At 67.0% G+C, this 20,053-nt stretch carries 15 protein-coding genes and 1 pseudogene; 8 read left to right on the forward strand and 8 right to left on the reverse strand.

Annotated elements, in window-relative coordinates; all coding sequences use genetic code 11:
- Positions 1 to 412: 412 nt before the first annotated feature.
- The 3 genes from DQP56_RS15305 to DQP56_RS15315 all read right to left on the reverse strand — a co-directional run bounded on the left by DQP56_RS15305 (position 413) and on the right by DQP56_RS15315 (position 1,593).
- The gene (locus DQP56_RS15305) at positions 413 to 817 is read right to left on the reverse strand and encodes a type II toxin-antitoxin system VapC family toxin (protein WP_112686796.1); all 405 of its coding nucleotides are present in this window, start codon (positions 815 to 817) and stop codon (positions 413 to 415) included.
- The gene (locus DQP56_RS15310) at positions 802 to 1,047 is read right to left on the reverse strand and encodes an antitoxin VapB family protein (RefSeq protein WP_112686798.1); all 246 of its coding nucleotides are present in this window, start codon (positions 1,045 to 1,047) and stop codon (positions 802 to 804) included. The genes DQP56_RS15305 and DQP56_RS15310 overlap by 16 nt, the downstream gene beginning before the upstream one ends.
- Before the next feature lie 132 nt (positions 1,048 to 1,179).
- A complete protein-coding gene (locus tag DQP56_RS15315) occupies positions 1,180 to 1,593 on the reverse strand; it encodes a GtrA family protein (protein WP_112686800.1) in 414 nt (137 codons plus the stop codon).
- A 35-nt stretch (positions 1,594 to 1,628) separates the two neighbouring features.
- Here DQP56_RS15315 and DQP56_RS15320 point away from each other — a divergent pair, with 35 nt between their 5' ends.
- The 3 genes from DQP56_RS15320 to DQP56_RS15330 all read left to right on the forward strand — a co-directional run bounded on the left by DQP56_RS15320 (position 1,629) and on the right by DQP56_RS15330 (position 3,585).
- Entirely contained in the window at positions 1,629 to 2,744 is a 1,116-nt protein-coding gene (locus DQP56_RS15320) for a mandelate racemase/muconate lactonizing enzyme family protein (RefSeq protein ID WP_112686802.1), read from the forward strand.
- Positions 2,745 to 2,998: 254 nt separating this feature from the next.
- The gene (locus DQP56_RS15325) at positions 2,999 to 3,253 is read left to right on the forward strand and encodes an AbrB/MazE/SpoVT family DNA-binding domain-containing protein (protein ID WP_112686804.1); all 255 of its coding nucleotides are present in this window, start codon (positions 2,999 to 3,001) and stop codon (positions 3,251 to 3,253) included.
- On the forward strand, positions 3,250 to 3,585 hold the full coding sequence (locus DQP56_RS15330) for a type II toxin-antitoxin system PemK/MazF family toxin (protein WP_286167767.1): 336 nt from the start codon (positions 3,250 to 3,252) through the stop codon (positions 3,583 to 3,585). Before DQP56_RS15325 ends, DQP56_RS15330 begins: the two co-directional genes overlap by 4 nt.
- Positions 3,586 to 3,719: 134 nt before the next feature.
- Here DQP56_RS15330 and wzm read toward each other — a convergent pair whose 3' ends face one another.
- Genes wzm through DQP56_RS15360 form a run of 5 tightly spaced genes read right to left on the reverse strand, consistent with a single transcriptional unit; the run spans position 3,720 to position 8,764 of the window.
- Positions 3,720 to 4,550, reverse strand: a complete 831-nt coding sequence (gene wzm, locus DQP56_RS15340; protein WP_112686806.1) for a galactan export ABC transporter permease subunit Wzm/RfbD — start codon at positions 4,548 to 4,550, stop codon at positions 3,720 to 3,722.
- On the reverse strand, positions 4,547 to 5,452 hold the full coding sequence (gene glfT1, locus DQP56_RS15345; RefSeq protein ID WP_112686808.1) for a galactofuranosyltransferase GlfT1: 906 nt from the start codon (positions 5,450 to 5,452) through the stop codon (positions 4,547 to 4,549). Before glfT1 ends, wzm begins: the two co-directional genes overlap by 4 nt.
- Positions 5,449 to 6,258, reverse strand: a complete 810-nt coding sequence (gene wzt, locus DQP56_RS15350; RefSeq protein ID WP_112686810.1) for a galactan export ABC transporter ATP-binding subunit Wzt/RfbE — start codon at positions 6,256 to 6,258, stop codon at positions 5,449 to 5,451. The genes glfT1 and wzt overlap by 4 nt, the downstream gene beginning before the upstream one ends.
- 5 nt (positions 6,259 to 6,263) lie before the next feature.
- Entirely contained in the window at positions 6,264 to 6,836 is a 573-nt protein-coding gene (locus DQP56_RS15355) for a bacterial proteasome activator family protein (RefSeq protein WP_112686812.1), read from the reverse strand.
- Complete coding sequence (locus tag DQP56_RS15360) at positions 6,812 to 8,764, reverse strand: DUF6541 family protein (RefSeq protein ID WP_112686814.1); 1,953 nt, start codon at positions 8,762 to 8,764, stop codon at positions 6,812 to 6,814. Before DQP56_RS15360 ends, DQP56_RS15355 begins: the two co-directional genes overlap by 25 nt.
- A 128-nt stretch (positions 8,765 to 8,892) precedes the next feature.
- Here DQP56_RS15360 and DQP56_RS15365 point away from each other — a divergent pair, with 128 nt between their 5' ends.
- The 5 genes and pseudogenes from DQP56_RS15365 to DQP56_RS25830 all read left to right on the forward strand — a co-directional run.
- Complete coding sequence (locus tag DQP56_RS15365; RefSeq protein ID WP_112686816.1) at positions 8,893 to 10,089, forward strand: cysteine desulfurase-like protein; 1,197 nt, start codon at positions 8,893 to 8,895, stop codon at positions 10,087 to 10,089.
- Positions 10,090 to 10,164: 75 nt separating this feature from the next.
- Positions 10,165 to 12,045, forward strand: a complete 1,881-nt coding sequence (locus DQP56_RS15370; RefSeq protein WP_234825686.1) for a fatty acyl-AMP ligase — start codon at positions 10,165 to 10,167, stop codon at positions 12,043 to 12,045.
- Positions 12,046 to 13,064: 1,019 nt separating this feature from the next.
- Positions 13,065 to 15,221, forward strand: a complete 2,157-nt coding sequence (locus tag DQP56_RS15375; protein ID WP_234825687.1) for a hypothetical protein — start codon at positions 13,065 to 13,067, stop codon at positions 15,219 to 15,221.
- Between the two features lie 40 nt (positions 15,222 to 15,261).
- Positions 15,262 to 17,667, forward strand: a complete 2,406-nt coding sequence (locus DQP56_RS15380; RefSeq protein WP_112686820.1) for a hypothetical protein — start codon at positions 15,262 to 15,264, stop codon at positions 17,665 to 17,667.
- A gap of 523 nt (positions 17,668 to 18,190) precedes the next feature.
- Positions 18,191 to 20,053: pseudogene (locus tag DQP56_RS25830) on the forward strand (PE family protein); the annotation flags it as partial.

The raw sequence follows: 20,053 nt of genomic DNA on the forward strand, positions 1-20,053 counted from the left end.
GGGACCGGTGGATCGCGTGCCGGCAGCATCTCCGGCGGCCAGGGAGGCACCGGAACACCCAACGGGCCCAAGGGCGCGTCCGGTGATCCCGGCGCCGCCGGCCCCAATGGCGAACCGGGTACCACCGGCGGCGCGACCAGCCCCTAGCCCCCGGTTCACCGACGGGCCTCGCGAGCTTGGCGTCAATGGTCCCCTGCGCGGGGGGTGCAGGGGAACATTGGCGTTTCAGTGCACCCGGAAGGAGGCGCCGGCGACGCCGACACGAACGCCCCGTAGCGAACGCCCCCTACCAACGCCTCGGCCCGGTCACACGACCGGGCCGAGGTGTTTTCATCGCCGGAAGGATCAGTGTCGAGCGTCGATATCGGTGCCGTCGTGGCCCTGGCCGACGGTGCGACGACTGCAACCGGTCCTAGCGATAGGAGACGACGCCGAGTCCGTCGATGCGGCGGAAATCCGCGGAATTGGCTGTCAGGACCGGGATTCCGAGTTGCAGGCTGGTGCAGCCGATCCACAGGTCGTTGCTGCCGATCAGTTCTCCGCGGCGGCGTAGCTCCCGGGTGACCCTCGCGTACGTCAACGCGATCTCAGCATCGACCGGGACGAGGGTGTGGCGTTCACGCATGCTGACAACGATCGGATCGTCGGTGCGGCCGAATCCTGCAGCGAATTCACCGAGTACGACAGTCGAGAGAAATAATTCCGTATCGGGCGATTGACTCAGAAATCGGTGGGCGCGCCCGTTGTGCTCCCCGGCGGCCCGTTCTCGCTGCAGGTCGATGAGAAACGTCGTGTCGACGCTTACGCGGAGTGCCACGGATCATCCGGCGGGAGGTCCATGTGCTGTGCCTCATCGAGGCGCTCGAGTACGTCCGCAGTAGCGGGCGGCAGGTCGGCGAGGGCTGTCAGCAACGCGCCCGCGGTGCGGGCTTCGTTGCGCCAGTGTGCCCGCTTGATGACGCGGGAGAACGATTCGCCCGGCGAGCTACGCGCCGCGCGGAGCCGCTCGTATGCCTCGATGTCAATCGAGATCGTCTTGGTGGCCATGCATTCATGTATACATGCATGGATACATGCTGACTAGTCGTCGGTTGTGCGAAGAACCAACATCTATCTACGGCGGTATCGGGCTGGGGGCTTATTCCTCGGCCTGGAACCGCCGTTCGCGATCGCCTGAGTTCAGCGCACCCGGAAGATCACCGTCCGCTGCACGATGAAGTTGATGACCGTCGCGGTGCCCTGCGCGACCACGAACGCCACCGGCAGCGCCCACCGCTGATAGTCCAACAGGTCCAGCACCAGGTGGTTGATCCCCACCTGCACGGCAAACGTCAAGGCGTACAACACCATCACCGCGATGAAACGCCCGGTGTGCGCCGAGGACTGAAAGGTCCAGCGCCGGTTGATCAGATACGCGGTGATGGTGCCGGCCACGAAGCTGCACGCCTTGGCCAGGTCGACGCCGAGCCCGGCGCCCAGATACAGCAGCAGATACAGCCCGAAGTCCACCACCGCCGACAGCGCCCCGGTGATCAGGAAGCGCCACACCTGGGTGGACAGGTGCAGATGAGTGGGCTGCGTCGTCTCGGCCACCCGGGAAGCTTAAACGCCCGTCCTAGGCTGAACAGATGCCCGGCTCGCCGATCGCTGCCATCGAGGCCATCCCGCTGCGCATCCCCCTCAAACCGGACCTGCCCGCCGCCGCGCTGTGGGGCGAGGAGCTGATGGCCGCGGACTCGCTGCTGGTCAAGGTCACCACCGACGACGGCATCGTCGGCTGGGGTGAGGCCTTCGGGCTCTACGGCACCGCGCTGGCGGCCCGTGCGCTCGACGAACTCGTCACCCCGCTGTGTCTGGGCTGCGACGCCGCCGACATCGCGGCGCTGATGGATCATGTGCAGCGCCAGCTGCACGTGTTTGGCCGCGGCGGGGCGATCACCTATGCGCTGTCCGCGGTCGACATCGCGCTGTGGGACATCGCCGGCAAGCGCGCCGGGTTGCCGATCGCGGCGATGCTCGGCGGCGGCGACGGCCGGGCCATGCCCTGCTACGCCAGCCTGGCCTGCTACACCGAGCCACAGCGGGTCCGCGCCGCGGTGCGCCGCGTCGTCGATGACGGGTTCACCGCGATCAAGCTGCACGAATCCCAGCTGCCGGCGATACAGGCGGCCCGCGACGAGGCCGGGCCAGCCATAGCGCTGATCGTCGATGCCGGCTGCGCTTGGACGCTTGCCCGCACCCAGGGCCTGGCCGCCGAGCTGCGTGACGTCGGGCTGCTGTTTCTGGAGGAGCCGCTGTGGCCGCCGGAGAACTTCGCCGGACTGGCCGAACTGCGTCGCAGCACCGCTCTGCCGATTGCCTCCGGTGAGAATGTGGGCACCGCAATGGAATTCGAGCGACTCCTGGATGCCGGTGCGGTCGACTTCGTGCAGCCCAGCCCGGCCAAGATGGGCGGAATCACCGAGCTGCGCAAGGTCTTTGCGCTCGCCGCGGCCCGCGATGTGGCGGTGATGACCCACTCCTTCTATGACGGGCCGGGCCTGCTCGCCGCGATCCAGACGGCCGCCGCGTTGGGCGGCGCCGACGTGATGGTCGAGTGGCGCTGGTTCGACCTGGAGGCCTCGATCTATCCAGAGTCATGGGCGCCGACGGACGGGTGGATCACAGTGCCGCCGGGGCCGGGCTTGGGCATCGACCCCGATCCCGAAGTCATCAGCGCCTATCGGCGAGCACCTTACGAATGAGCCTGCAAGGCCAATGGTCGAAAAACAGACCAACGAACCCTGTGGACAACAGGAGCGCATCACGCTGACCCGCTGGGGCGAGGAGAGCCCGGTGCTGACCTGCGCACCGTCCGCCGACCGCATGGATAAACGGCGCCGAAGGTGACTTGCTGGCCCGAGTGTCGCAGGCAACGCTGTCTTGCAACAGCATCGAACTTCAGCACTATCTAGTTATACTTTTATATAACTTCGGACGGGGCTGGAAGGGGGTTGCCGTGCACACGACGAACCTACGGAAGGTCGGCGGTTCAGTGATGCTCGCTGTTCCGCCGGCCCTGCTGGACCTTCTGCAATTGCAGGCCGGCGCCACGGTTGGCCTGACGGTCGACCATGGTCGTCTCGTTGTCGAGCCGGAGCCGCGGCCACACTATGTGTTGGAGCAGCTTCTTGCGCAGTGTGATCCAACCGCCGCATCGACCGCCGACGACGAGTGGCTTGCGGCCGATCCGGTGGGCACCGAAATCCTGTGATCCGGCGCGGCGATATCTACCTGGTCTCGCTCGATCCGACCTCTGGCCGTGAACAGCAAGGCACCCGGCCGGTGCTGATTGTGTCGCCACAGGCATTCAACGACCTGACCAACACTCCGATCGTGCTGCCCATCACCGGTGGCGGCAACTTCGCCCGCACGGCCGGGTTTGCGGTTTCGCTGGATGAGGCGGGTACCCGCACCACCGGGGTCGTCCGCTGCGACCAGCCGCGTGCGCTCGACCTTGTGGCACGCAACGGCCGAAGACTCGAAGCCGTACCGGCCCGGATTGTCGCTGATGTCATCGCGCGGCTGGCCACCCTTCTCACCTGACTCGAAGCCGCTCGATGGGCTGTCCTGTTATCCCGGCGATCAACCCAAAATCCTTGTCCAGGGCCAATACCGTATATCGCTGCTATCAATGTAGCGGGATCAGCCGTTGACACGCGCGGCGTGAGGAACGGGTCCTACACCCAGTACGCCACCCGGGCCCGGAACTGGCGCAGCACCAGCGCAGCCACCGACCAGCCGACCACGGTCAGCACCAGCACCACCGCCCAGTGCCGCAGCGGCTGGGCCGCCCCCAGCAGCGGGGCGCGCACAATCTCCAGGTAGTGCATCAGCGGGTTGAACTCGATCACCGTCATCCAGCGCGACGCCCCCTGGGCGCGCAGCGTGTCGTAGTTCCAGATGATCGGCGTCATCAGGAACAGCAGCTGCACTACCGAGAACAGCAGCGGGGAGATGTCGCGGTAGCGGGTGGCCAGAATCCCGAAGCACAGCGACACCCACACGCAGTTCAGTGCGATCACCAGTAGCGCCGGGATCACCGAAAGATCCGCCCACGACCAGGGTTTGGGGAAGATCAGTGCGATCGGGATATAGATGACGATGTTATGGGCGAACAAGATCATCTGCCGCCACACCAGCCGGTAGACGTGCACGCTCAACGGCGTCGGCAGCTGTTTGATCAACCCCTCGTTGGCCACGAACACGTCGGCGCCCTCCAGGATGGCGGCGTTGAGCAGGTTCCACACGATCAGCCCCAGCGTCACATACGGCAGGTGCACCGCCAGGTCGAGGTGGAACAGCTTGGAGTACAACCCGCCCATCGCCACCGCGGTGGTGGCGGTGCCGATGGTGATCCAGAACGGGCCCAGCACGCTGCGCCGGTAGCGCTGCTTGATGTCCTGCCATCCCAGGTGCAGCCACAATTCGTGGCGACGGAATCCGTCCACCAGATCGGCCCGCGCCCGCGCGAAGGTCTTGGACTGCGCGGCGACGTCGGTGAAGCTCATTGCTGCCCCTCGGGTTTGGCGAACTGCTCCCGGCGTCCCAGCCGGCGCAGCCGGATCCACTCGACCAGCCCGGCCGGATCGCGGCGCGACACCAGGAAGAACCAGCCGAACCGCAGCCACTCCTGCAGCAGCAGCCGGCGCATGCCCGGCTGCGACATCAGGTAGCCGCGGTTGCGGTAGGTGAAATAGCGTTTCGCCGCGTCGTCGGGGTACTGGGTGTGCATCCGGCCGGCCAGGATCGGCTTGAACTCGTCCGACCCGCACGGGTGCAGGTAGACCGCGGTCAGGCAGGTGCCGAACGCCAGGCCTGAGCGGACCAGCCGGCGGTGCACCTCCACCTCGTCGCCACGCATGAACAATCGCAGGTCGGGCACGCCCACGGCGTCCAGCGCGTCGGCGGTGAACAGCGCCCCATTGAACAACGAGGCGATCCCCGGCAGCAGATCGCCTCCGCCACCGCGTAATTCGCTGACCTCGCGTCGCCACACCAGCCCCCGCCGCAGCGGGAACGCCAACCGGGACGGGTCATCGATGTTGCACACCATCGGCGACACCTCCGCCAGCCCGTGCCTGGCCGCACAGCCGAGCAGCGCGGCGAGCACGCCCGAATCGGCCGGCCGGCCGTCGTCGTCGGCCAGCCACACCCAATCCGCGCCGGCCGCCAGGGCGTGCAATATCCCGAGCGCGAAACCGCCTGCGCCGCCGAGGTTTCGCCGTGACCCGAGATATGTCGACGGCACCGAGGCCCCGGCTACCAGCTCGGCCACCGCGGCGTCGTTGTCGTTGTCGACGACGATCAGATGGTCCGGTGCCCGGGTCTGGGTCACCAGTGCCTTCAGCGATTCGGTCAGCTGTTCGACCCGCCGGTGGGTGACGACGACGGCGTAGACGGTTTCGGTCACGCCGTGTCCCCGGCCCGGGTCTCGGCGAGCACCTCGCGCACGTGCCGGGCGGCGTCGGGGCCCTCATAGGCGCCGACCACTTCCTCGATTCCGCCGGTCATCTTGACCGTCCCGTGGTCGATCCACATCGCGGTCTTGCACAGCCGGGCCAGGAACTCGTTGGAATGGCTGGCGAACACCAGGATTCCGGAGCGCTCCACCAGCTTCTGCAGCCGGGTCTGGGCCTTCTTCAAGAATTCGGCGTCCACGGCGCCGATGCCCTCGTCCAGCAGCAGGATCTCCGGGTCGATGCTGGTGACCACGCCCATCGCCAGCCGGACCCGCATGCCGGTGGAGTAGGTGCGCAGCGGCATCGCCAGATAGTCGCCCAGCTCGGTGAATTCGGCGATCTCGTCGACCTTGGCGGCCATCTGCTTGCGGGTCTGGCCCAAGAACAGTCCGCGGATGATGATGTTCTCGTAGCCGGAGATCTCCGGGTCCATGCCCACGCCCAGGTCGAACACCGGAGCCACCCGGCCGACCACGGTCGCCGACCCCCGGGTGGGCTCATAGATTCCCGAAAGCAGCCGCAGCAGTGTGGATTTGCCGGCGCCGTTGTGGCCGACCAGGCCCACCCGGTCCCCGAGCGACAGCGACATGGTGATGTCGCGCAACGCCTCGACCACCACCACGTTGGAGGTGTTGCGCCCGATCGCCCCGCCGGCCTTGCCCAGGAACGCCTTCTTCAACGAGCGCGCCTTGGCGTCGAAGATGGGGAATTCCACCCAGGCGTCCCGGGTCTCGATTCGCGGATCGGTGGCGGACAACGTGACTACAGATATTGACCGGAGCCGGTGTGGCCATGCCCGCTGTGGCCGCCGGCGGTGGGCCCGGCCGGCAGCGCGCCGTGGCGCATCTGCTCCAGCTGCGCCCGGGCGGCCATCTGCTGGGCGAACAACGCGGTCTGGATGCCGTGGAACAGCCCCTCCAGCCAGCCCACCAGCTGAGCCTGGGCGATCCGCAGCTCGGCGTCGGACGGCGTGGCGTCCTCGCGCAGCGGCAGCGTCAGCCGGTCCAGCTCCTCCCGCAACTCCGGGGCGAGGCCGTCCTCCAGCTCGCGGATGCTGGCCGAGTGGATCTCCCGCAGCCGGGCGCGGCTGGCGTCGTCGAGTGGGGCGGCCCGCACCTCCTCGAGCAACTGTTTGATCATCGTGCCGATCCGCATCACCTTGGCGGGCTGCTCGATCAGGTCGGTCAGCGACGGCTCGTCGTCGTCATCGGCGTCCTCGGCGGGTGCACCACCGGCGGCCAGCAGCCGCGGGTCGGCGCCGCTGATGATCTCGATGTCGTCTGAGCCGTCTGCGCTGTTACTACCGGTGCTCAACGCCCCTCGCCTCCCTGCCATTCATAGATGCTGGCACCGCCATTGTCGTAGATCTTGGCCCACGACCGCGATTTCTCCAGAGACACTAGTCCGTCAGGCAGCGAGAACCCGCGCACAGGCGGGCTGCTGATCAGCACGTAGCGGATGTTCAGGGCGTGCACGGCGGCCGCCACCCGTGGGTCGGTGTCGGCGTCGTCGGCGTAGGCCCAGAAGACGAACCGGTGCGGGCCCGGACCCTGCTGTTGCGGGTAGTCGTAGTGCGTCCACAGCGGGTGCAGGTCGGCGACTGCGTACATCCAGGCGCTGCCGTCGACGTTGGCGTTGCCGATCACGCTGTCGCGGGCCCCGGGCAGCTCCGCCAGATGGGCGAACGCCTCCAGGTCGCGGCCATCGACCATCACCGAGTCGTACTTGTCGCCGAACAGAAACGCGTGCCGCGGCAGATAGTGCCAGGCCAGCCCCACCGTCGTCGCCGCAATCAGTGCCGAGCAGACGCCAAAGCCCCCTAAATACTCCCTTTTTAGGAGCTTTCGCGTCTGCTCGCCGAGGAAAAAGGCCAGCCACGCCAGCCCGACGCCGGCCATCGGGATCAGCAGCAGCGTCATCGCCGCCATGATCCGGCGCGGGTCGCTGTAGAACAGGTCGGTGAAACGGCCGATCACGGCGCCGGCCGGGCCGCCCAGCGGAGCCGAGGACTGCACCACCCCCACCACCAGCACCGCCCACAGCGCCAGCGGCCACCACACCTTCCTATAGAGCAGCAGCCCCGCCCCGACCGCGGTCAGGCCCACCAGCGCGTACTGAATCGGGAAGTCGTTGAGGTGGCGGGTGTGCAGCAACAGGGCGTCACGCAGCCCCGACTTGCGGCCCTCGTGGGTGAGGAAGGAATGCCCCGCGATGATGTCGGCCTGCTTACGCACGCTCAGCAGCTGCGGCAACAACAGCAGTCCGGTCGGCACCACGACAGCGGCCAGCGCCAGGGTGTCGCGCCGCTTGCCCCGCAACGGATTCCACAGCGCCCCGTCGAAGGGGCCGAGCCACCAGGCCGCCAGCAGCAACACCGTCACCACGCCCCCGGTCAGGTGCACCGAGAACACCCCGACCAGCGCCAGCACCGCCACGCCGATGCGATCGCGGTGGGTGCGGACCCCGGTGACCAGCGCAAAAGCCGGCACCACCAGCCCGTAGGCCACCAGGTTGGGCATGGCCGCAGTGCCGAACTCGACATACGGCAGCGCCGTGAACGACGCCGACAGGGCGGCGGCGGTGGCTGCCGAAACCGCCGTCACCGCGGTGGTGGTGACGCGCTGCAGCAGGTTCCAGGTGAGCAGCGCGGCGCTGATCGGGAACAGCCACACCGAGGCGGCCAGGCCGGCCAGCGTGTAGCCGGTGGTGGGCGCCGCGCCGGTCAATTGGCACAGCACCGCGGTCAGCGCGTGAAACGCCGACGGGTAATAGAGCTGAGCGTGGGTCTCGACGTTGCGCAGTTCGCCCATGTGGGTGGGCGAGGCCTGCCCGGTGTCGAGGATGAAACGGACCGTGTTGGCGTGCCAGACCGCATCCCAGGTGCTGGGAATGCTCTGCCAATCCGGCAGGCCGCGTACCGCCGCCCAGCCGATCAGCAGCATGCCCAGCAACACTCCGGCGGCCACGGTGAGCATCGGCCCGACGGCGGTCCCCGGCGCCGCCACATGAATGCCGGGCCGGCGGTCCAGCAACCCCCGAACACCGCGCGCCAGGCCGACCACCAACGCCCCGACCACCACGAGCGCGGCCAGCGCGGTGCCCGCGTTCCACGGCATCCCCAGCGCACCGAACGGCACGATGGCCAGCCCGACCACCCCGTAGGTCAGCGCCGGGCCGACCGTCACCGCCAGCGGCCACGTCAGTCGCGACCCGGCCGCGATGAGTGCTCCCGGTGCGACCAGCAGCAGTAGCGCGGCAACCATTCCGAACCCCAGAAGCACTGCACTAGTATGTCTGCCAAGGTGACACGGTTCAGCGCTGCGGGGGAGCTATCCCGTTATCCGATACTTTCACCGATCACCCGATCTTGAGAAGTCTTAAGGTGGCTGACATGGCCTATGACGTCGCCCGGGTGCGTGGACTGCACCCGACGCTCGGTGACGGATGGGTGCATTTCGACGCGCCGACGGGCATGTTGATCCCGGACTCGGTGGCGACCACGGTGTCGACCGCATTCCGGGGATCGCTGGCCACGTCGACGGGTCCGCACCCGGCTGCCCGACGCAGTGCCGCCGTGCTGGTCGCCGCGCGCCAGGCCGTCGCCGACCTGGTGGGCGCCGATCCCGCCGGGGTGGTGCTGGGACCGGATCGCGCGGTACTGCTGAGCGCACTGGCCGATGCGGCGTCGTCGCGGGTGAGCCTGGGCTACGAGACCGTGGTCACCCGGCTCGATGACGAGGCCAACATCGCCCCGTGGGTGCGCGCCGCCAACCGCTACGGCGCCAAGCTCAAATGGGCCGAGGTGGACATCGAGACCGGGGAGCTGCCGAGTTGGCAGTGGGAGAACCTGATCACCCCGTCGACCCGGCTGGTGGCGGTCAGCTCGGCGTCGGGGGTGCTGGGCACCGTCACCGATCTACGGCCGGTCACCAAGTTGATCCACGACGTCGGTGGGGTGGCCGTGGTCGACCATTGCGCGGCGGCGCCGTACCAGTTGCTCGACATCAACGACGTCGAGGCCGACGTGGTGGCCCTCAACGCGGCCTGCTGGGGCGGCCCGCCCGTGGGGGCGCTCGTCTTCCGCGACCCGGCGCTGATCGACACGTTCGGGTCGGTGTCGCTGAACCCGCACGCCGCCGGCGCGGCGCGGCTGGAGGTCGGGCTGCATCAGTTCGGGCTGCTGGCGGGCCTGGTGGCCAGTGTCGAATACCTGGCCTCGCTCGACGAGTCCGCCCGGGGCAGCCGGCCCGAGCGGCTGGCGGTCTCGATGCAGTCGGCCGGGGCGTATCTGCATCGGCTGTTCGACTACCTGGTCGGCTCGCTGCGGTCGCTGCCGCTGGTGATGATGATCGGCCAGCCCGAGGTCCGGATTCCGGTGGTCAGCTTCGCGGTGCGCAACGTGACCGCCGAGCGGGTGGTGCAGCGGTTGGCCGACAACGGCGTGTTGGCGATCGCCAACGCCGGGGCGCGGGTGCTGGACGTGATCGGGGTCAACGACGTCGGGGGAGCGGTCACCGTGGGGCTGAGCCACTATTCGACGGCGTCGGAAGTCGACCAGTTGGTGCGCGCGCTGGCATCGTTGGGCTGACGACGGGTCCGGTTCCACTTCGCCCCGCTACGCTGTGGGCCGATACCCCACGCACTTCCTAAGGCAGATCAGACGATGGCAGAACCGACGACGTCCTTGGCCCCCTTGACGGTGGCCACCCTGGTTGACCTGTTGCAGCAGCAGGCTGCGCGTTTCCAGGACACGCCCGCGTTCATCTTCTGCCCGGAAGGCGATACCGAAGAGGCCCGGATCACCTACCGGGAACTGGACAGCCGGGCCCGTTCCATCGCGGTGGACCTGCAGCGCCAGGGTGCCGCCGGCGAGCGGGTGCTGGTGCTCTGCCGGCCGGGAGTGGACAGCGTCGCCGGGCTGTTCGGCTGTTTCTACGCCGGCGCCGTCGCGGTCCCCGTCGACGAGCACTGGCCGATCCGGCGGATCGAGACCGTCGTCCCCGAGGCGGATGCGCGCTTCGCGCTGGCCACGGCCAAGACCCAGGCCAAGATGAAGGCCGCAGTCGATGGCCTCAGCGCCGGGCCGAAGCTGAGTTGGCTGGCCATGGACGAGGTCGAGGACGACGGCTCGGACTGGGAACTGCAGGGCATCGGTGACGACAGTCTCGCCATGATCCAGTACACGTCGGGCTCGACCGGGATACCGAAGGGTTGCGTGCTGACCCATCGCAACTACGTGAGCAACCTCGAGATCATGCGTTGGGCGCTGAACCCGCCCGACGATGCTCCGGTGCTCAACAGCCCGATCAGCGGGGTGTCCTGGCTGCCGCAGTACCACGACATGGGATTCGTCGGGGGCATCCTCGGCACCATCTACGGCGGCCGCACCACCGTGCTGATGTCGCCGAGCGCGTTCCTGATGCGCCCCATCCGTTGGCTGCAGGCGATCTCGCGCTTCCAGGCGACGATCACGGCCGCGCCCAACTTCGCCTACGAGGCCTGCGTCAAACGCAGCACCGCCGAACAGCGCGCCGCACTGGACCTGTCGAGCCTGTCGATCGCGGTGGTCGGCGCCGGGCCGATCAGCTCCGAGACGTTGCGGTCCTTCAGCGAGACGTTCGCCCCGGCCGGTTTCCGGGCCGAGGCCTTCATACCGGCCTACGGTCTGGCCGAGGCGACCCTGGGTGTGACCGGGATGTCCGATTCGCCGGTGCCGGTGGTCCGGCACTTCGACCGGACCTCGCTCGGTGAGGATCGGGTCGTGGAGGTGCCGGACGACGCCGCCGGGGCGCTGCCCCTGGTGGCCTGCGGCGCCAAAGCCGAGACGCAGGACGTGCTGATCGTCGACCCCGAGACGCGCTTGCGGCGCGGCGACGACGAAGTGGGCGAGATCTGGGTCGCCGGACCCAGCGTCGGGGTGGGCTACTGGGGACGCCCCGAGGAGACCGAGTACGCGTTCGACGCACACCTGGCCGACACCGGGGAGGGCCCCTACCTGCGCAGCGGCGACTTGGGATTCTTCTCCGACGGTGAGCTGTATGTCACCGGGCGGTGCAAGGACCTGATGACGATCGGCGGCTACAGCCATTACCCGAACGACATCGAGGTGACCGTGCAGGCCTGCCACCCGGCACTGATGCCCGGCCGCGGGGCGGTGTTCCAGCTACCGACGGAGCGCTACGCCCCCGAGTACCTGGTGGCAGTCCAGGAGATCCACCACCACGAGGCCGCCGGGGTCGATCTGGACGGCCTGATCGAAGCGATCCGCGCCGCGATCCGCGCCCACCACGGGATCGACGCGCAGGCCGTGGTGCTGCTCAAGCCGATGCGGATCCCGACCACCACCAGCGGCAAGATTCAGCGCAGCGCCTGCCGCGATCAGTACGTTGCCGGTGAGTTGGTGGCGCTGGCCCAGTGGGCCGAGCCCAGGCCGGAGAAGCAGGCCCCAGGGCTCAAGGGTGCGCTGATGGCCGGCCTGGGGCGGCTCGTCGCGGCGAATCTGGGGCTGCGGGCGGGAGGTCAGGACCAGCCGGGCCGGTCCTGACGGGCACTCCCGCCGGGGCGCGATGACGCCGCCGGGAATGCTGTCGCGAAAACTCGTCGATGTTCCCGACGGTGTCCTCTATACCGTTGCGTGAGAATCGGTGTCGCGGATCGCTACCAGCTGCTGCCGCAGTTTGCTATGAAAAGTTGTCCGGCGCAGCGGAACCCGAGATCGCCGGCGCGCAGCAAAGTCGGCCTTTACCGATGTTGGCCGTCGCCGCGTTGACGGTGCGCTCGGCCTTCTGCGGCTGCCTCCAATAGGGCTGCGCGACACTGGAATCCGATGCCTGGATCGCACCGCCTGATCGGCCCGCGCGAGGCGGATCGCTGGGCCGCTGCCGAACACCGCCTTGTCGTGCCAGCGGATTCGGCGGCAGGCCATGCCACCTAGGTGGACTTCGGTCGACCCTGGCGTTTATCCGACGATGTGTCACCCGGGTTGATATCCGGCCCAAGCCATTCGGTCGCCTACGAGCCGTGACCTGATCGTGGCTGGACGGCTGCAGTGACGGGCCTCACCAGCCGCGGGCAATCGGAGACCGGCTTGGCCGTCGCTGTAACGGTGCGCGCGCTGCGCCGGCCTCAGGTTTGCTGAGCTCAATCTTGCGCCCCGCCTCAGCGAGCCGACGCTGCTCCGAATCGAGCCGGCGCAGCTCCGAATCAGCATTAACAAAACCTAAGAACCGCATTTTCGGCTGGTCGGATGTAGCGTCGCCTCAGACGTACAGACGTCCCAACAGACGGACGAAGTATCGTTTCACGTGCGATATGGGGCGTTGTTCGGACGATTTTCATTAGAAAACATTCGCGTCGACAAACGTAAAAACTCATGTAAAGTTCAGCAACGTCCATGATCAGTTCCTGTAGGAGACCATGATGCAGCTGGCGCTTCGCCCGTACGTCACACCCGGTGTAGCCATCGCGGGTGCCACGCTGATTGCTGTAAACGGGGCCGTTCCGGCTGCCGTGCTGCGGCCTCAGGCGGACCTCCCGCAGGTTCAGCACGTCGAACACCACCCTGTGCAGCTCACGGCTGACTTCATCGGGCCGTGGACCGACCTCTTCAACAACACCGCCACCAACCTGGTGGCGATGGGCACCGACAACGGCTGGGGCAACCTGCTCGAGCAGATCTTCAGCGACCCCAGCTCGCTGTCGCGGCTGCCCGAGGTGTTCGACTTCCTGACCAGCATCATGCCGTCGATCAGCGGCGAAGACCCGCTCATGGTGCTGCTCTCGCCGATCCTGACCATCGGGATGGGCATCATCGGCCCGATGATCACGGTCAACGACGCCTGGCAGGACATCCTCAACCAGATCTTCAACCCGGGCGACCCGCTCGACCCGTTCGCGGCGATCTTCACCGCGCCGGCACGGTTGCTCGACGCATTCCTCAACGGCACCAGCACCATTGGTGCGCTCGGCATCGATGTCCCCGCCTTCAACGGGATCCTGGTCCCCGGTCAGAACCTGGTCATCGACATGACCGCGGGTGATCTGGTCGACGAGCTGAAGATCGGTGATGAGACCATCGCCGGCCTGCTCGACCAGATGGGGATCGGCACCATGCCGGTGGCGGGCATGTTGACCGGCCTGTTGGACAGCCTGGGCATGGGTGACCAGACCCCCGTCGACGTGCTCGACTCGCTCGGTCTGGCTGACCTCGAGGTCGCCAACGTGTTGACGACCCTGCTGGACGCGGTGGGCATCGGCAACCCGACCATCGCTGAGCTCATGGACCAGCTGGGCATCGGCGACAAGCCGGTCGCTGACATTGTGATCGACTTCACCCACGCGCTGGGATTCGACAACCCGACGGTCGTCGACATCGCCGACAGCGTCGGGGTGGCCGACCTCAAACTGGCCGACCTGGGCGTGAGCCTGTTCAACGCGCTGGGCATCGGTGACCCGACCGTCAACGAGTTGCTCGGCGACCTCGGCGCCGACGACCTGACGTTGAACGGGCTGTTGCACACCGCGGTTGACGCGCTGGGCCTGGGCGGCACCACGACCGAAGGCCTGCTCGACGCGATCGGCATCGGTACCCAGACCACTCACGAGTTCTTCGGCTCGCTGCTCGAGGGACTCGGTCTGGGCAACCAGACCATCATGGACCTGCTGGGTCAGGCCGGCCTTGCCGACGCCGACCTGGCCCAGTTGGCCGTCACCGTGCTCGGCGAATACGGCAACGTCTCGGTGGCCGACGTCATGGAGTACGCGGGCTTCAGCACCGTCACGGTCGGCGACATCACCGACCTGATGGGCATCACCAACATGTCGTTGGGCACCATCTTCGGCAACCTGGCGCCCATCACCGGCAACCTCACGATCAACGACATGCTCGTCGCTACCGGCATGACCCCGCTGGACAAGGGTGGTGACGATCTGCTGGCCAACGCCATGGCGAGCACGACCATCGCCACCATCCTGGGCGACCAGTTGAACGATCCACTCATCTCGATGCTCGGCGAAATGGGCGACGCCACGCTGGCCGACATGATCCAAGAGAACTTCTCGATGACCCTGGGTCAGATGCTCGCCGACTCCGGCATGGGCGACCAGACCCTGCTTGAGCTGGTGCTGGCGGGCATGCCCGACCAGCCGCTGGCGGAGCTGCTCGGTCCGCTGGGCACCACCACCCTCTCCGACCTGATCAACCAGCTGATCCCGGCCGACCAGACCATCGCAGACATGCTCGAAGAGGCGGGCATCGGCAACCAGCACCTCAGCGAACTTCTCAACCAGTTCTTCGGTGACCAGACCGTGGCCAACGCGCTCGACGACGGCGGCCTGGGCAGCATGCACCTCGACGACATCATCAGCCAGGCGTTGGGTCCGCAGAGCCTCAACGAGATGCTCAACGAATTCGGCCTCGGCGGCCAATCGCTCGGCGACCTGTTTGACCAGTTCCTGGGCAGCATGACCATCGGTGACGCGCTCATCGACGCCGGGCTGGGATCTCAGACCCTCAACGAGCTGATCGACTCGATGTTCGGCGATTCGACGGTGAGCTCGCTGCTCGGCGACTTCGGCACTCAGACCGTCGACGAACTGCTCGCCGCGATGGGCCTGGGCGACCTCACCCTCATCAATGCGCAGATCGGGGAGTTCTTCGGCTCGGTGTCCTACTGGCTCGACGGCCTAGGGGACCAGATTGCGGAGATTCTCGGTGCTTAAGCGACAACAACACTCTGGAACTTTCGTCCGGGAGGGCATCATGCAGCAAACACTTCGTCCCTACGTCACCACCGGCCTGGCGATTGTCGGGGTGGGCCTCGTCGCTGCACCGCCGGTGACGTCACACCTGCCGCAACTGCAGCGTGAGATCGCCGCCGTGGAGCAGCGGGCCGTCGCCCTGACCGCGGATGGCGACTTCTTCTCGCCGTGGACAGACCTGTTCAACAACACCGCCGCCAACCTGCAGGCGTTGAACCAGAACTCGGTCGACATGTGGGGGCTGCTGGTCCACGTCTTCACCAATCCGCAGCAGGCGCTGGCTGGCATCCCGGATGTCATCAACATCTTCACCAACCCGCTGCCCACCGTTGACGTGCAGGCATTCCCGTTCCCGGTCGAGGTCGACCTGCAGCTGCCGCTGTGGCTGAATTCGATCCTCACCAGCATGGGCCCGATGATGGCCGTCTTCGCTGCGATGCAGCAGTTGATGCAGCAGATCTTCGACTTCACCGACCCGATGGGGGCGCTCTCGGCGCTGGTCGGCGCGCCGGCGACGCTGCTTGACGCCTTCTTGAACGGCCACGCGAGCCTGGACGTCGCGGGCTTGAGCCTCCCGCTGTTCAATGGCATCCTCACGCCGGCTCAGCCCGGACTGAGCCTCGACGTCGGCGGTGTCGTCGACATGACCGGCCTCGGCGACACCACCATTACCGACCTGCTGAGCCAGGCCGGCATCGGGGACACGCCGCTGGACACCCTGATCATCGATCTGCTCGACCAGGTCGGTTACGGCCACATGACGCCGGTGGATCTGCTCGACGAGTTCGGGGTCGGCACCGAGACGCTGTCCAACCTGCTGATCGGCCTGTTCAACGAGGCCGGCATCGGCAACCCCTCCATCGCCGAACTGCTGACCGACCTCGGCGGCATCAGCCCGGACGACTCGATCGCGAGCCTGCTGATCGCGCTGCTCAACTCCCCGGAGATCGGGATCGGCAACCCCACCCTCTCCGAGTTGATCCTGGACCTCGTCGGCGGCGACAACGCAACCGTGGGCGGCCTGATCAAGGACCTGCTCGGCGCGCAAGGCACCGAATCTCTTGCCAGCCTGGTCGACCCGTCCTGGACCGTCGGCGGTTTGTTGAGCGACTCAATGGGCGACCCCCCGCTGACCGAGTTCTTCGAGCAGCTGGGCCTCGGTGCCATCACCGTCGGCTCGCTCGCCGGTATGTTCGGCGAATACGGCGAGCAGACGCTGATCGACCTGCTCAACGATGGTTTCATGCCGGGCATGACCGGCGACACCGGGCTGATGGAGATGCTGCTCTCCATGTTCCCGCCCGGTGCCACGCTGGGTGACCTGATGGGCGATTTCGGCAATCAGACCCTCGGCGAGCTGCTGGAGGCGATGCCGATCGGCGAGAACACCATCGGTTACCCGCCCGACACCCCATCGACCGACGTGGTGTTGGTCGACTTGTTGAAGACCCTGCCCGGCCTGGGCGGTTACCCGAACCTGGCCGACACGCCGCTGGGCATCCTCGCCCCTGACATGGCATCCCTGCTCGAGAAGGCCGGCAACCCGACGCTCGGCGCGGTGTTGGGTCCCAACACCCTCGGCGAGACCGTGCAGAACATGAACCTCTACGACGTCAACGTGTTCCAACTGCTTGGCGCCATGAACCTCGACGACTACTCGCTGGAGACCCTGTTCAACGGTCTGGGCGACCTGACCGGCAATGTCACCATCGAGGAGTTCTTGCTCGACTGGGGCTTCAACCCGACGTTGACCGAGCTCATGACGAACGTCTTCGACGGGCTCGGCTTGACCGACACCACACTGCTGTCGCTGTTCTCGGACTGGGGGATGGACAGCGTCAGTCTGGGCGGCCTCATCGACAGCCTCGGCCTGAACGATCTCTACATCCAGGCGATGCTCAACAACCTCGGCCTGAACAACATCGACCTGGATATGTTCATCGACCGAATTGGGTTGAGCGGCATCTATATTGCCGACATCCTCAACGGCCTGGGCATGGGCGACCAGCACCTCGACGACTTCATCAACGAGCTGCTGGGCACCACGTCGATCGGCAGCATGCTGGGCGGCCTCGGCCTCGACGAGGTCTATCTCGACAGCTTCATCACCGACGTGATGACCAGCCTGCTCGGCGACCCGACACTGGGCACGTTCCTGGGCTGGATGGGCCTGGACAACTATGACCTGGACACCATCGTGGCCAACCTGGGCCTCGGTGGTGTGACGATCAACTCGCTGCTCACCGACCTCGGCTTTGGCAGCCTCGACATCAACGGTCTGATCGAGGGCATGGGTCTTTCCGACCTGGGCATCCTCAACTTCGACAGCGACTTCTTCGGGATGCTTCCGCTGTGGATGAACGATATTCCGCAACAGATAGCCGAAGCGCTGGGCTTCTACGGCTGAACCTGCTGACCGGACTGACCTGATGTTCCAGAACCAATTCCCAAACAGAACTAACACGACTGTGGGTCACACAGATAGGAAATCCCAAATGGCTGTAGGGCGTAACTCTTCGGACAACCGTCGGCAGGGTCGGCGTGGCCGGCGTTTGCTCGGCGCCGGTAGCGCGGTTGGGGCGTTCCTGGCGCTGGGGTTGTCGCCGTTGAGTGCTGCTCCGGTGGCGCAGGCTGATGAGTTGGATTGGGTTGCTGATCTTTTCGGTGATGATCTGGCTGGGGCGTTTGCGGATTTGGGGTCGGCGTCGTCGTGGGAGACGTTGTTTGATGGGGCGGCGTGGGAGCCGTTGTTGGCCAATGTGGGGTTGAGTTTTGATGCGTCGGTGGCTGATGTGCCGGGGTCGGCGGCTGCTGATGATTGGTTCGGCTCGTTGTTCTATCAGCCGTTGCATGAGTTGGGGCAGCAGTGGATTCTGAGTCCCTTTGGCGAGCAGGTTAATTCGTTTATCAACTTGTTCGGTTTCGGTCAGATGCTGATCGGTAACGGCGCTGATGGTCTTGATGGCGGCACGGTGGCTGAGGCTGCTGGTGGTGCTGGTGGTTTGTGGTTCGGTGATGGTGGTGCCGGTGGTACGGCGTTGGATGGCACCGGTGGTGTCGGTGGCGCTGCGGGCATGTTCGGTGATGGTGGCGCCGGTGGTGCTGGCATGGGCGGCGGCGATGGTGGTGCCGGTGGTGCTGGCGGCTGGTGGATGGGCGTCGGTGGTGCTGGTGGCGATGGTGGTGCTGACGGTGGTGACGGCGGTGCTGGTGGTGCGGGCATCGGGTTCTTGTATGGCGTCGGTGGTGCCGGCGGTGATGGTGGCGATGGCTTGGCGGGCCTGGCCGGGGCGGCCGGGGCGGCCGGCTTCGACGGTATTGCTGGTGGCAATGGTGGTGCTGGTGGCAATGGTGGTGCCGGCGGTCGGGGTTCGTGGTTCATCGGTTCTGGTGGTGCCGGTGGCAATGGTGGTGCTGGTGGCCATGGTGGTGCCGGTGGTGATGGTGGCGACGGCGTGGACGCCAGCAATGCTGGTGAGGATGGCGGTGACGCTGGTAATGGCGGCGATGGTGGTGCTGCCGGTGCCGCCGGCAAGGCTGGTGCCGGTGGTGCCGGTGGCTTGATCGGCGCCTCGGGTGCTACGGGCACCGGTGGTGCTGCCGGTGTCGGTGGTGATGCCGGTGCTGGTGGCAATGGTGGTGCCGGTGCTGATGGTGACGCCACCAATATTCACGGTGGCGCCGGTGGGCGCGGTGGTGATGCGGGTGTGGCCGGTGCTGGTGGTGCGGCGGCCACCAGTGGCGGCAATGGTGGTGCCGGTGGTGCTGGCTTTAGTGCGATTACCGCTGGTGAGTCCGGCGGCAATGGTGGTGCTGGTGGGGCGGCTGGAAACATCGGCGACGGCGGTGCTGGTGGCGCTGGTGGTGATGGTGCTGATGGCGTGGCTGGTTCGACCGATGTCGATGGTGAGGGCACGTCGGGTCTGGCCGGTGGCAACGGTGGTACCGGTGGCGCGGGTGGTGCTGCGGTGTCGGGCAATGGTGGTGCTGGCGGCGCTGGCGGTAACGCCGGTGCTGGTGGTGCTGGTGGTGCTGGTGCTGATGGTGCGGCCGGTGCTGATGCGGTTGCCGGTAGTGGTGATGACGGTGGCGATGGTGGGGATGCGACCAGCAATGGTGGTGCTGGTGGCGATGGTGGTGTCGGTGGCGATGGTGGTGCCGGTGGTGCGTCGGTGCACGGCACCGCCGGTGCGCACGGTGTTGGTGGTCTTGGTGGTGACGGTGGTGCTGGTGGCGCGGCCGGCAATGGTGGTGCTGGTGGTGCTGGCGCTGGTGGTGGTACCGGCGCGGCGGCCGGCGCCGGCGGCAAGGGCGGTACCTCTGACGGCGTGGGCGGTACCGGTGGCGCCGGTGGCGCCGGTGGCTCCAGTGGTGGTGGCGCGCAGGCGGATTCGGGTGCAACCGGTGCTGCTGGCGCGGCTGGCAATGGTGGCAATGGTGGTGCCGGCGGCCAGGGTGAGGTCCTTGGCGATGGCACGGTGCAAGACGGTGGTCGCGGTGGTGACGGTGGCGACGCCGGCACCGATGGCGACGGCGGTAACGGTGGTGCCGGCGGCCAGGGTGCAACCGGCATCGACGGCGAGACCGATATCAATGGTGACGGCACCACCGGTGGCACCGGTGGTAACGGTGGCGCCGGCGGCACCGGTGGTGCCGGCGGCACCAACTCGGGCAACGGTGGCGCCGGTGGTGTCGGCGGCGTAGGCGGTACCGGCGGTGCCGGTGGACACGGCCTCGACGGCGACGATGGAATCGACGCGACGGCCGGCAGCGGCGACAACGGCACGGCCGGT

This window comes from Mycolicibacter senuensis, from assembly GCF_003284925.1.
GTDB classification, from domain to species: Bacteria; Actinomycetota; Actinomycetes; order Mycobacteriales; family Mycobacteriaceae; genus Mycobacterium; species Mycobacterium algericum_A.